Genomic DNA, 12,689 nt, shown 5'->3' with positions numbered 1-12,689 from the left:
AACACGCGTGATCCCGGAGGCCGCGCCATGTTCGTACCGAAACATTTTCGCGAAACCGACGTCGGAATCCTGCACGACCTGATCGCGGCCAACCCGTTCGGTATTCTGATCGGACAACGCGACGACGCCCCTTTCGCGAGCCATATCCCGTTCATGCTCGACCCGGCGGCCGGGGTGAACGGTACGCTCGTCGCCCACGTCGCGCGGAACAACCCCCATGGCGAAATGTTCGATGGCAAGTCCAGTTTGCTGGCGATTTTCGAGGGCCCCCATGCCTATATCTCGCCCCGCTGGTATGCGCCCGGCGACGCCGTGCCCACCTGGAACTACGCCGTCGTGCATGCCTATGGCACGGCGCAGGAGGTGACGGACATAGAGAAGGTCCGGGCCCAACAGGCGGCGCTCATCCGGGCCTTCGAGGGCACCGGCCCCGCGGCCTGGACAATGGATGGTCAGCCAGAGCGCTATATCGAGGGAATGCTGCGGGGTGTCACCGCCTTCGAAATGCCGATCGGGCGGCTCGAGGGCAAGTTCAAGCTGAGCCAGAACCGGCCCGAAGGGGACCGTGCCAATGTTTCGAACGAGCTGGCCGAAAGCGCGCGCGAGACTGAAAGAGACCTGGCCGCACTGATGCGGTCACGCGCCGACTGACGCGTGCTATTTCACCCGGCGCAGATGCGGCGGCTTGCGGTCCTGCTTCGGCGGCCCGCTGTCGTGCGGGCCTTTGCCGCCCGAACGCCCGCGCATGAAGCGGTACAGATAGTAGACGCCGATCGTGACGATCAATGCACCGATCAGGCGCAATATCGTCTGGGCGACGAGCCCCTCGAGATCGAGGAACGAGACCTTGCCCAGCGCCAGGGCAAAAATCTGAACCGCCATTCCCCAAAGAAACGCATATTTGAAAGCCCGCCAACTGGTCGTGGCATAAACGCCCAGCCCGATATAGCCGGCCAGCGCAATCGGGCTCGCTGTGAGTTCGAGGGCAAGATTCAGATAGGACAGCATCAGTCGACCCGGCGGTTGAAAAACCAAGCGAACCTAACGTTAAATGTGCCGCGTCACCAGTCGGGCGGGCTATAGTCCGGGCAGACAACTCACATTGGCCGGGAGCGGCGCCATGGAACTGACCAAGGACCAACTCGAACAGTTCGACACCGAGGGCTGGGTGTTCCTCCCCGAGGTCTTCAGCCAGGCGGAAATGGATGTCCTCGCGGCCGAATTGCCGACGATTTTCGCAATGGACCGGGACGAGGTGTGGCGCGAATCTAACGGCGAGGCCGTGCGTACCGCATTTGCCGCGCATTATTACAATGAGGCGTTCCGTCGCCTGGGCCGCCATCCCCGCCTGATCGAACCGGTAATGCAGCTGCTCGACGGCAACGTCTACATGCACCAGTACAAGATAAACGGAAAGGCCGCGTTCGACGGCGACGTCTGGCAATGGCATCAGGATTACGGGACCTGGGCGCGCGACGACAAGATGCCCAAGGCCCGCGCCATGAACATCGCGCTGTTCATCGACGAGGTGACCGAGTTCAACGGCCCGCTCTACCTGATTCCCCGCAGCCACAAGGGCGGCGTGATCGAGGCCGGGCATGATCTGCAAACCACCTCCTACCCGCTGTGGACCCTCGACAAGGAAACCGTCGCCAGACTCGCCGACGAAGGCGGGATGATCGCGCCGAAAGGCAAGCCGGGCTCGGTCCTGCTGTTCCATTCGAACCTGGTGCACGCTTCGGCGCCGAACATCAGCCCCTGGGGCCGGGTGATCGTCTATCTCAGCCTGTGCCATGTGGACAATCACATCCGCCAGTTCAAGCGCGAGGAATGGATCGCCCACCGCGACTTCGCGCCGATCGAACCGCTCGACGATGACTGCCTGCTGGCGCTGGCCCGGGAAAACACCGCGGCGGCTGAGTAAGGGTTTTCCGCCCTTTCACCGTCATGCCCGGACTTGTTCCGGGCATCTCTTCTGGTTTTCCGTCCAGCGACGCACGAGATACGCGGGTCAAGCCCGCGTATGACGAACTGTTTGGAATCGTTCAGTCCGGCATCGGCGTGCGTTCGATCGAGTCTTCGATCGGCACATGCAACGTCGTGCAGAAGGTGCCGATGAGCTGGTAGTAGCCGACCATCACCGTCAGATCGACGAGGCCCTGATTTCCCAGAGTGGCACGGATTTCCCCGATCAGCGCGTCATCGGCCTTGCCGTTGCCGGCGACGATCCGGGAGAAACGCAGAACCGGGCCGACGGGCGCGGGCAGATCCTCGGCAGCCGGCGTGCCGCACACCGCGCGCATATCGTCGGGCATCCGGTGAATGTGATGGGTCCATTCGTACCAGTTGCCGACCTCCTTCGAGACCGTGCAGATGATCATCTCGCGCAGAACCTCATCGAACACGCTGTGGAAACGGACATGCTCGCCGACCGACGCCACCGCTTCGAGCGCGCCCGGGCTGCTGGCCATCCGGGCGAAGAGTTCGGCCATGAATTCGAGCTTACGGGTTTCCATGATGTGGTCGTAGATACCGACCTGATCGGCGGGAAACGCATCCCGCGACACATGCGGTACACGGGCATTTTCGTTGTAGTCGGTCATGGTTCCCCTCCGGATTCTGTTCGCAATTCGTAGTAGGCTGCACCGATAGAATAGCGGGAAATGAAAAGGACAGCGCAATGAACCTCCACGCGATGCTTGGCCGGCGCGCCGAAGACGGGAAACCGGTCCGGGTGGGCCTGATCGGCGCGGGCAAGTTCGGCACCATGTATCTGTCCCAGGCCGCCCGCACACCCGGCATTCACGTCATGGCCATCGCCGACCTGGATCCGGAACGCGCCCGGGATGCCTGCGCGCGGGTCGGCGGGCTGGACCCGTCTGCCGCGACATTCGATACCGCCCTGTCCCGGGGCAACACCCACCTGACCGAAGATTCGATGGCGCTGGTCGCCGCCGGCGGGATCGACGTGGTGATCGACGCGACCGGCAGCCCCGCCGCAGGTATCGCCCACGCGCTCGCGGCCTGCGAACACGGCAAGCATATCGTGATGGTCAATGTCGAGGCTGACGTTCTGGCCGGGCCGCTGCTGGCCGAACGTGCACGCCAGGCGGGCATCGTCTATTCGCTGGCCTATGGCGACCAGCCGGCGCTGATTCATGAGCAAGTGGACTGGGCGCGGGCCTGCGGCCTCGATGTCATCGCGGCGGGCAAGGGCACCAAGTATCTCGACGGCTATCACTATGTGACGCCGGACGATGTCTGGGAGCATTACGGGCTGACGGCCGAACAGGCTGCAGCCGGCGGTATGAACCCGCAGATGTTCAATTCTTTCCTCGACGGGACCAAGTCGGCGATCGAGATGGCCGCCGTGGCCAACGCTACGGGGCTGAGCCCCGCCCCCGACGGGCTGGCCTTTCCGGCCTGCGGTGTCCACGATCTGCCGCATGTGATGCGCCCGAAGTCCGAGGGCGGCCAACTGCACCACAAGGGACAGGTCGAGGTGATCAGCTCCGAGGAACGCGACGGCCGCCATGTCACCGGCGATCTGCGCTGGGGTGTCTATGTGGTGTTCGAGGCCCCGAGCGATTATGTCCGTACGTGTTTTGACGAATACGGACTGGTGACCGATGTATCGGGCAACTACGCCGCCCAGTGGAAGCCCTATCACCTGATCGGGCTGGAGCTCGGCATCTCCGTCGCGAGCGCGGCATTGCGCAACGAACCGACCGGGTCTCCCACCGGGTTCCGCGGGGATGCGGTGGCCACCGCGAAGCGCGACCTGAAACCCGGTGATGCGCTGGATGGCGAGGGCGGTTTCACCGTTTACGGCAAACTCATGCCGGCCGCGGCCAGCCTCGCTGCGGGCGGACTTCCCATCGGGCTGGCCCACGGGGTGACACTCAAGAACGCCGTGGGCAAGGACCAGCCGGTCGGCTGGGCCGATGTGGACATCGACCCCAATATCCAGGCCGTGCAGGTGCGCCGTGATATGGAGGCCATGTTCGCCGCTCCGGCCGCCGCGGCGGCTCAGTAAACCGCCCGATGCGCCCCGTCCGGTTGCACGCCGCCGCCAGCTGGCCTAGTTAACCGCCGCAATGCCTGACGAAATCCTCGATTCGAAACTGCCGACGCCGCTCGACCTCTATCGCACCATGCGCGAGGCGAACGAGCTGATGCGCGACCCCACGCAGAAGCTCGCCGTCGAGAAACTGCAGAGCCTGCATCATGCCCTGAAGGGGTATCAGCCCGCCGGCGAAGGCTTCCTGTCGGGCTGGAAGGATCGCTTCGGCCTCGGGCGGCGCAGCGAAGAACCGCCGATGGGGCTCTACCTCTACGGACCGGTCGGGCGCGGCAAATCGATGCTGATGGACCTTTTCTTCGACACCGCGCCGGTCGAGCGCAAGCGGCGGGTGCATTTCCACGCCTTCATGCTGGAGATCCAGCAACGCCTCAACGAGCTGCGCAAACACGAGAAACGCGCCGACCCGCTGATGCAGGTCGCCGCGGATGTCGCCGACGAGAGCTGGTTATTGTGTTTCGACGAGTTCCATGTCGTGAACATCGCTGACGCGATGATCCTGGGCCGCCTGTTCCAGGCCTTCTTCGATCACGGCGTGGTCGTCATCGCCACGTCCAACGTCGCCCCGCGCGATCTGTATAAAGACGGCCTGCAGCGCGACCGGTTCCTGCCTTTCATCGACCTGATCCTCGAAAAGCTCGATGTCCTCGATATCGGTGCGGGCACGGACTTCCGCCTCGACCGGCTCAAGGGCGAGCCGATCTGGCACACCCCGATCGGACGGGCCGCGACCGCCCAGCTCGACGCGGCCTTCGCGACCCTGACCGACAATGCGGACCCGTTGCCGTTTGAAATCGAGGTCCAGGGACGCAGCATCGAGGCACGCCAGGCGGCGCGCGGGATCGCGCGTTTCACGTTCGACGAACTGTGCAACAAACCGCGCGGCGCCTCCGATTTCCTGGCGATTGCGACCCAGTTTCACACCGTGATGATCGACAATATTCCCATCCTCGACGAGCGCGAGCGCGACGCCGCCAAGCGGTTCGTGGTGCTGATCGATTCGCTCTATGAGCATCATGTGAACCTGTTCGCCAGCGCCGACGGCGAGCCGGGCGAGCTCTACATGAAGGGCGATACGGCGTTCGAGTTTCAACGCACGGTGTCGCGGTTGATGGAGATGCAGGCCGAGGACTATCTGAACAGCCCGCACACGCCTTGAGCGTCTGCGTTATAATTGTCCGCTAGGCAAAGGGTGCAGACATCCGGGTCGTTGGCACGGAGCGACGTCGTTGGCTGAAAACCCGCTGACCGCCGAATTCTACTTCATGGCGCTGCCCTCGGTCGGGGGGCAGCCGCTGCAAAAGATGCCCCGGCGGCTCTACACCTATGTCTGGAAGATCAGCGCGGCCCAGCAGGTTCGCCTCTGCCTGATGACGATCCTGGTCTTCCCCCTGTCACTCGCGCCGCTGGAACTGCAGCGACGCATCATCGACGACGCGATTCTCAAGGGGGCAACCGACCTGCTGATGCTCCTGGGCGGCCTCTATCTGGCCGTCCTGCTCGCGCATGGCGGACTCAAATATGTGCGCAACGTATACCAGAACCGGGCGGCCGAAGGGGTCACGCGGCTGCTCCGACGACGCACGCTCAACCATGAAGATTACGGCGCGGATTCGGATGACGGCACCCGCCAGTCCATCATCGCCGCCGAGGCGGAGAAACTGGGCGCGTTTGTCGGCGAGAGCGTGTCCTTCCCGCTGCTCCAGGCCGGAATCGTGGTCAGCGTCGCAGGCTACATGCTGATCATCGAACCCGTGGTCGCGGCTGTCGCGATCGGCTTCTTCCTCCCGTCCCTGTTCGTGGTCCCCCTGATACAAGGCAAGGTCAACAAACTGGCCGAGACGCGAACAAAGAAAACCCGCGAGCTCGGCACCATGGCATTGGAAGACGAAAACACGGACAAGGCGGAAGGGCTTATCGAGTCCATCTATGACATTCGCATTCGGATCTTCCTGCTCAAGTATTTCATGAAATTCATCAACAACCTGATCGGCCAGATCGGGCCGCTCAGCATTCTTCTCGTGGGCGGCTGGATGGTGATCCGGGGCCACAGCGAGATCGGCACGATCGTGGCCTTCATCTCCGGCTATGAGCGCATGATCAACCCGGCGCGCGACCTGCTGAATTTCTATCGGCGCCTGTCGGCGATGGACGTGCAGTACAAGCTTGTCCGCGAGGCAAGCTCGCAAGACTGATTCTGTGCCCGGCGGCACAAATCCTTGCGGGGTCCACGCCTTGAACCACCCCTGAATTCGCGTTACACACCGCGCGCACGGCAACTTTCCTCGACGTCGGAGAAGATACGGACATGGCACGCAACAAGATCGCGCTGATCGGCGCAGGCAACATCGGCGGTACGCTCGCCCATCTGGTAGGCCTCAAGGAACTGGGCGACGTTGTCCTGTTCGACATCGTCAAGGGCATGCCCGCGGGCAAGGCGCTTGATCTGGCAGAATCCTCACCCGTCGAAGGCTTCGACTCCAATATGGCGGGCGCCAGCAGCTATTCCGCAATCCGCGGCGCCGACGTGGTCATCGTGACCGCCGGCGTGGCACGCAAGCCCGGCATGAGCCGCGATGACCTGATCGGCATCAACACCGGCGTGATGGAATCTGTCGGCGCGGGCATCAAGAAGAACTGCCCCGACGCCTTCGTTATCTGCATCACTAACCCGCTCGACGTGATGGTCGGCATCCTGCGCGAGGCCGCAGGCCTGAAGCCGAACATGTGCGTTGGCATGGCCGGCGTGCTCGACAGCGCCCGCTTCCGCTATTTCCTGGCCGACGAATTCAACGTTTCCGTCGAAGACGTCACGGCGTTCGTGCTCGGCGGCCATGGCGACACGATGGTGCCGTCGGTGCGCTACTCGACGGTCGCGGGCATTCCCCTGCCCGATCTGATCAAGATGAAATGGACAACCCAGAAGCGGCTCGACGCGATCGTTCAGCGCACCCGTTCGGGCGGCGGCGAGATCGTCGAACTGCTCGGCAACGGCTCGGCCTTCTATGCCCCCGCCTCATCCGCCATCGCAATGGCGGAATCCTATCTCAAGGACAAGAAGCGCGTTCTGCCCTGTGCGGCCTATCTGCGCGGCGAGTATGGCGTGAAGAACATGTATGTCGGCGTGCCGGTCGTGATCGGTGCGAAGGGCGTGGAGCGGATTGTCGAGGTCAAGCTCGACGCAAAGGAACGCGCCGATTTCCGCAAATCGGTAAAGGCCGTGGAGACGCTGGGACAGGTCACGAAGAAGTTGCAGCGTGATTCCCGCAAGAAAACCGGTAAGTAGCCACCGCACATACCAGTCCCGGCTTACGACCCGGTTGCGCAGTGCAACATGAGTGTTAAAGTCGAGCCTCGTTAACCATATTCGGCCCCATGAACCGGGCCTCAATCGCGACGGCGGACGAAAAAATTAATCATACGGTAATCCCGGACGTTCATCGTCACCGCTGCTCACCTCATCTGTCTTTCGGAACCAAGCGTCAATGAACATTCATGAGTATCAGGCAAAAGGCCTGCTGGCGAAGTTCGGCGTCTCCGTGCCCCGCGGCGCGGTTGCATATACGCCCGACGAGGCCAGCAAGGCGGCGAAGGACCTCGGCGGCTCGATCTGGGTCGTGAAATCCCAGATTCATGCCGGCGGCCGCGGTGCCGGGCATTTCGCCGAGAACCCCGATGGCGGCGGCGGTGTGCGCCTCGCCAAGAGCGACGACGAAGTCCGCGCCCATGCCGAGGCCATGCTTGGCCAGACACTGGTCACCAAGCAGACCGGCCCCGACGGCAAGGAAGTGAAGCGCATTTACGTCGAGGAAGGCTGTGATATCGCGCGTGAGCTTTATCTGAGCCTGCTCGTGGACCGCGAGACCTCCCGGATCGTCATCGTGGCATCGACCGAAGGCGGCATGGATATCGAGACCGTGGCCGAGGAAACCCCGGAAAAGATCGCCCAGGTGGCCATCGACCCGGTGACCGGCATCATGCCCTTCCACACCCGCGAAATCGCCTTCGGGCTCGGTCTTGAGGGCAGCCAGATCAAGAGCGCCGCAAAATTCCTGTCGGCGATGTACAAGGCATTCCTCGAACTCGACGCCTCAATGGTCGAGATCAACCCTCTCGTGGTGACGGGTGCGGGCGATGTGATCGCGCTCGACGCGAAGATGAACTTCGACGACAACGCGCTTTACCGTCAGGCCGATGTCGAGGCGCTGCGCGACGAAGACGAAGAAGACCCGATGGAGCTCGAGGCCTCGAAGCATGAGCTCAACTACATCAAGCTCGACGGCTCGATCGGCTGCATGGTGAATGGTGCGGGCCTGGCGATGGCGACGATGGACATCGTCAAGCTGCACGGCAGTGCGCCGGCCAATTTCCTGGATGTCGGTGGCGGCGCCACCAAGGAGCGGGTCACCGCAGCTTTCAAGATCATTCTCTCCGATCCGAATGTCGAAGGTATTCTGGTCAACATCTTCGGCGGCATCATGCGTTGTGATGTCATCGCCGAAGGTATCGTCGCCGCGGCGCGCGAAGTATCCCTGCACGTTCCGCTGGTGGTTCGCCTCGAAGGCACAAACGTCGATCTCGGCAAGAAGATCCTTGCTGAGTCAGGCCTCCCGATCGTCTCTGCGGACGATCTCGGGGATGCGGCCGAAAAAATCGTCAACGCCGTGAAGGAGGCAGCCTGACGCCATGTCCGTACTCGTCGGCAAAAACACCAAAGTCATCTGCCAGGGCTTCACCGGAGCCCAGGGCACCTTTCATTCCGAGCAGGCCATCGCCTACGGCACCCAGATGGTCGGCGGCGTGACGCCGGGCAAGGGCGGCACCTCGCATCTCGATCTGCCTGTTTTCAACACGGTGGACGAAGCCGTCAGCACGACGGGCGCGAATGCCTCCGTCATCTATGTGCCGCCGCCGTTCGCGGGTGACGCGATCCTCGAAGCCATCGACGCAGGCGTCGAGCTGGTGGTGTGCATCACCGAAGGCATCCCGGTCCTCGACATGGTCGCCGTCAAGCGCGCGTTGAGCGGCTCCGACACACGCCTGATCGGCCCGAACTGCCCGGGCGTCATCACGCCGGACGAATGCAAGATCGGCATCATGCCGGGCCATATTCACCGGCGCGGCAATATCGGCATCGTCTCGCGTTCCGGCACCCTGACCTACGAGGCCGTCGCGCAGACGACCGCTGTCGGGCTCGGCCAGACCACCTGCATCGGCATCGGTGGTGACCCCGTGAACGGCACCAACTTCATCGACTGCCTGGATTTGTTCCTGGAGGACGATGAGACCGAGGGCATCATCATGATCGGCGAAATCGGCGGTTCGGCCGAGGAAGACGCCGCCGATTTCCTGAAATCGTCGAAGATCAAAAAACCGGTCGCCGGGTTCATCGCCGGCGTCACGGCACCTCCCGGAAAACGCATGGGCCATGCCGGCGCTATCATTTCGGGCGGTAAAGGCACTGCGGATGCAAAAATGGACGCCATGAAATCCGCGGGCATACTGGTCGCAGAGTCGCCGTCGGCGCTCGGCACCACGATGATGAAGGCAATGAAGGGCTAGGTAGGTCACCGATCTGTTGGTGAGGGGGACGCCAACGCTTTGCAACCAGGGACCGCAGCCTCGTACCGCGGCTAGGACATGAACAGCTATATCGGCCACTCCTCTTTTCTGAATGGCGCCAACGCAACATTTGTTGCGGAACTGTACGCGAACTATCTCGAGCAACCGGACAGCGTCGATCCCGAATGGGGAGAGTTCTTCGCCACATTGCATGACGACGCCCGCGCCCTGCTCGAAGATCTGCGCGGTGCCAGTTGGGCCCCCAGCGACACGCGCGTGATCGGTGAGGACCGTGGCAACGGCGGCGCCGGACCAAACGGCGCCAGTGGCGCGCACCCCGGAAACGGCCACGCGGCCCCGGCCATCTCTCCTGCCGCAAACGGCGCACCGCTGAAAGGCGCGCCCCTCTCATATGGCGCGGGCGGCGATTCCCAGGCATCGCCCGACCAGGTTCGACGGGCGACCCTCGATTCCATTCGCGCGCTGATGCTGATCCGCGCCTACCGGGTGCGCGGTCACCTGGAAGCGCGCCTTGATCCGCTAGGCCTGGTGAAGCCCGACGCCCATCCGGAACTCGACCCGCGCACTTACGGTTTCGCGGATTCAGATCTCGATCGACCGATCTTCATCAACTATGTGCTCGGCCTCGAAACCGCGACCATGCGCCAGATTATCGATGTGGTGCGTGAAACCTATTGCGGTAACATCGGCATCGAGTTCATGCATATCCAGGGGCCGGAAGAGAAGGCCTGGATCCAGGAACGCATCGAGGGCGTGCGCAATCACACCGAATTCACCGAGCAGGGCAAACAGGCCATCCTCGGCGCGCTGACACGCGCGGAAATCTTCGAGCAATTTCTCGACAAGAAATACACCGGCGCCAAGCGGTTCGGTCTGGAAGGGGGCGAGACCCTGATTCCGGCGCTCGAACAGCTGGTCAAACGCGGCGGCCAGCTGGGCTTGCGCGAACTCGTCATCGGCATGCCCCATCGCGGGCGGCTGAACGTGCTGGCCAACTTCCTGGACAAGCCGTTTCGCGCCATGTTTTCGGAGTTCGAGGGAAACTCGCCGAACCCGGACGACGTGATGGGCTCCGGCGATGTGAAATACCATCTCGGCACCTCGTCGGACCGCTCCTTCGACGGGAACAACGTGCATCTCTCGCTGACACCGAACCCGAGCCACCTGGAGGCGGTCAACACCGTCGTTCTGGGCAAGGTGCGGGCCAAGCAGCAACTGCGCAATGATTCCGAACGTGACAAGGTCATGGGCCTGCTGATGCACGGCGATGCGTCCTTCGCCGGCCAGGGCCTCGTGGCCGAAACGCTCGACCTGTCCCAGCTGCGCGGCTATCGCACCGGCGGCACGTTCCACCTGATCGTCAACAACCAGATCGGGTTCACGACCAACCCGACGGCGGCGCGCTCTTCACCCTATTCGTCGGACGTCGCCAAGATGATCCAGTCGCCGATCTTCCATGTAAACGGCGACGATCCGGAATCGGCTGTCCATGTGGCGCGCATCGCGACCGAGTATCGCTACCGGTTCAAGGCCGATGTGGTCATGGATCTGTGGGGCTATCGCCGCGCGGGACATAACGAATCCGATGAACCGGCCTTCACCCAGCCCCGGATGTACAAATCCATATCCGAACAGCCGACCACGCGCGCCCTCTACGCCCAACAACTCGAAGCAGAGGGCGTGATCGAGGCGGGTGGCGGCGATCGCATGGTCGAGGAGTTCCAGGCCCATCTGGAGCAGGAGTTCGAGGCCGCCCAGAGCTACAAGCCGAACAAGGCCGACTGGCTCGAGGGCCGCTGGGCCGATATCGGCATGGCGGAAGGCGATGAACGCCGCGGCGAGACGGCCGTGGACAATGAACTCCTGAACGAGGTCGGGCACGCCATCTCCGAGCCCCCGCAGGGTCTCGAAATGAATTCGAAGATCCTCCGCCAGCTCAAGAACAAGCGCAAAATGATCGAGACCGGCAAAGGCATCGACTGGGCGACCGGCGAAGCGCTGGCGTTCGGGACACTGCTCTGTGAATCCACGCCCGTCCGGCTATCAGGCGAAGATGTGGGGCGCGGCACCTTTTCGCAGCGCCACGCGGTCCTGGTCGATCAGACCCATGAGGAAAAATATCTGCCGCTGGCGAATATTCGGTACGGCCAGGCGCCGATCGAGGTGATCGACAGCCCACTTTCGGAGTTCGGCGTACTCGGGTTCGAATATGGCTACAGCCAGGCCGAGCCCCATGCGCTCGTGCTCTGGGAGGCGCAGTTCGGCGACTTCGCCAACGGTGCGCAGGTCATCATCGATCAGTTCATCGCCTCGGGCGAATCCAAATGGCTGCGCATGTCCGGACTGGTCCTGCTTCTGCCCCACGGGTTCGAGGGTCAGGGTCCGGAACATTCCTCGGCCCGGATGGAGCGCTATCTGCAGCTGTGCGGTGACGACAATATGCAAGTCTGCAACATCACGACGCCAGCGAACTACTATCATGCACTGCGCCGCCAGATCCGGCGCAACTTCCGCAAACCGCTGATCGTGATGACCCCGAAATCCCTGCTTCGGCACAAGCTCTGTGTCTCGAAACTCGAGGATTTCGGACCGGGGACCAGTTTCCACCGCGTCCTCTATGACAATGAGAAACTGTGCGACGACAAGGACGTCAAACGGGTCGTGCTGTGTTCGGGCAAGGTCTACTACGATCTGTATGAAGAGCGGGCAAAACGCGACCTCAAGGATGTCTTCTTCCTGCGGCTCGAGCAGCTCTACCCTTTCCCGCGCAAGGCGCTGATCGAGGAACTTTCGCGCTTCAAGCATGCCGAGATGGTCTGGTGCCAGGAAGAGCCCGAGAACATGGGCGGCTGGACCTTTGTCGATCGCAGGCTCGAGGCCGTCCTCGAGGAAATCGCCGCCGAACACACACGGCCGCGATATGTTGGCCGCGTCGAATCGGCCTCGCCTGCCACGGGCAATGCCGCACGTCACCGGCGCGAACAGGAAAAATTGGTCGACGAAGCGCTCACCGTCTGAGCCAGCC

Annotated in this window: 11 protein-coding genes; 9 read left to right on the top strand and 2 right to left on the bottom strand. The window is 62.7% G+C overall.

Translation table 11 applies throughout. From position 1 onward, the window contains the following. Window positions 1-27 precede the first annotated feature (27 nt). Window positions 28-651 carry an FMN-binding negative transcriptional regulator gene (locus ABJ363_07000; GenBank protein ID MEP4378732.1) on the top strand — a complete coding sequence of 208 codons (624 nt, stop codon included), beginning with the start codon at window positions 28-30 and terminating at the stop codon, window positions 649-651. A gap of 6 nt (window positions 652-657) precedes the next feature. Here the strand turns inward: ABJ363_07000 and ABJ363_06995 are convergent, their stop codons facing one another. Continuing rightward, window positions 658-1,008 (bottom strand): hypothetical protein, encoded by a 351-nt coding sequence (locus ABJ363_06995; GenBank protein MEP4378731.1) that lies wholly within the window; start codon window positions 1,006-1,008, stop codon window positions 658-660. A 112-nt stretch (window positions 1,009-1,120) separates the two neighbouring features. Between ABJ363_06995 and ABJ363_06990 the strand changes: the two genes are divergently transcribed. Beyond that, window positions 1,121-1,924: a phytanoyl-CoA dioxygenase family protein gene (locus tag ABJ363_06990; protein MEP4378730.1), complete on the top strand. Its 804-nt coding sequence runs from the start codon at window positions 1,121-1,123 to the stop codon at window positions 1,922-1,924. A gap of 121 nt (window positions 1,925-2,045) precedes the next feature. On the opposite strand, the gene ABJ363_06985 is transcribed toward ABJ363_06990, so the two are convergent. Further along, window positions 2,046-2,603: a hypothetical protein gene (locus tag ABJ363_06985; protein MEP4378729.1), complete on the bottom strand. Its 558-nt coding sequence runs from the start codon at window positions 2,601-2,603 to the stop codon at window positions 2,046-2,048. Between the two features lie 77 nt (window positions 2,604-2,680). Here ABJ363_06985 and ABJ363_06980 point away from each other — a divergent pair, with 77 nt between their 5' ends. From ABJ363_06980 to ABJ363_06950, 7 genes are all read left to right on the top strand, one after another. Beyond that, window positions 2,681-4,036 (top strand): Gfo/Idh/MocA family oxidoreductase, encoded by a 1,356-nt coding sequence (locus ABJ363_06980; protein MEP4378728.1) that lies wholly within the window; start codon window positions 2,681-2,683, stop codon window positions 4,034-4,036. 61 nt (window positions 4,037-4,097) lie between these two features. Continuing rightward, window positions 4,098-5,240, top strand: coding sequence for a cell division protein ZapE (gene zapE / locus ABJ363_06975; protein ID MEP4378727.1), 1,143 nt, complete (start codon window positions 4,098-4,100; stop codon window positions 5,238-5,240). Between the two features lie 70 nt (window positions 5,241-5,310). Further along, complete coding sequence (locus ABJ363_06970; protein MEP4378726.1) at window positions 5,311-6,276, top strand: ABC transporter ATP-binding protein; 966 nt, start codon at window positions 5,311-5,313, stop codon at window positions 6,274-6,276. Between the two features lie 113 nt (window positions 6,277-6,389). Beyond that, the gene (gene mdh / locus ABJ363_06965) at window positions 6,390-7,367 is read left to right on the top strand and encodes a malate dehydrogenase (GenBank protein ID MEP4378725.1); all 978 of its coding nucleotides are present in this window, start codon (window positions 6,390-6,392) and stop codon (window positions 7,365-7,367) included. 199 nt (window positions 7,368-7,566) lie between these two features. Continuing rightward, a complete protein-coding gene (sucC, locus tag ABJ363_06960; GenBank protein ID MEP4378724.1) occupies window positions 7,567-8,763 on the top strand; it encodes an ADP-forming succinate--CoA ligase subunit beta in 1,197 nt (398 codons plus the stop codon). A gap of 4 nt (window positions 8,764-8,767) precedes the next feature. Beyond that, window positions 8,768-9,643, top strand: a complete 876-nt coding sequence (gene sucD / locus ABJ363_06955) for a succinate--CoA ligase subunit alpha (GenBank protein MEP4378723.1) — start codon at window positions 8,768-8,770, stop codon at window positions 9,641-9,643. 78 nt (window positions 9,644-9,721) lie between these two features. Continuing rightward, window positions 9,722-12,682 (top strand): 2-oxoglutarate dehydrogenase E1 component, encoded by a 2,961-nt coding sequence (locus ABJ363_06950; protein ID MEP4378722.1) that lies wholly within the window; start codon window positions 9,722-9,724, stop codon window positions 12,680-12,682. Window positions 12,683-12,689: the final 7 nt, after the last annotated feature.

The organism is Alphaproteobacteria bacterium (assembly GCA_039980135.1).
In the GTDB taxonomy this organism is placed as follows: Bacteria; Pseudomonadota; Alphaproteobacteria; order UBA6615; family UBA6615; genus UBA8079.
This window is presented reverse-complemented; position numbering and strand designations above follow the sequence as displayed.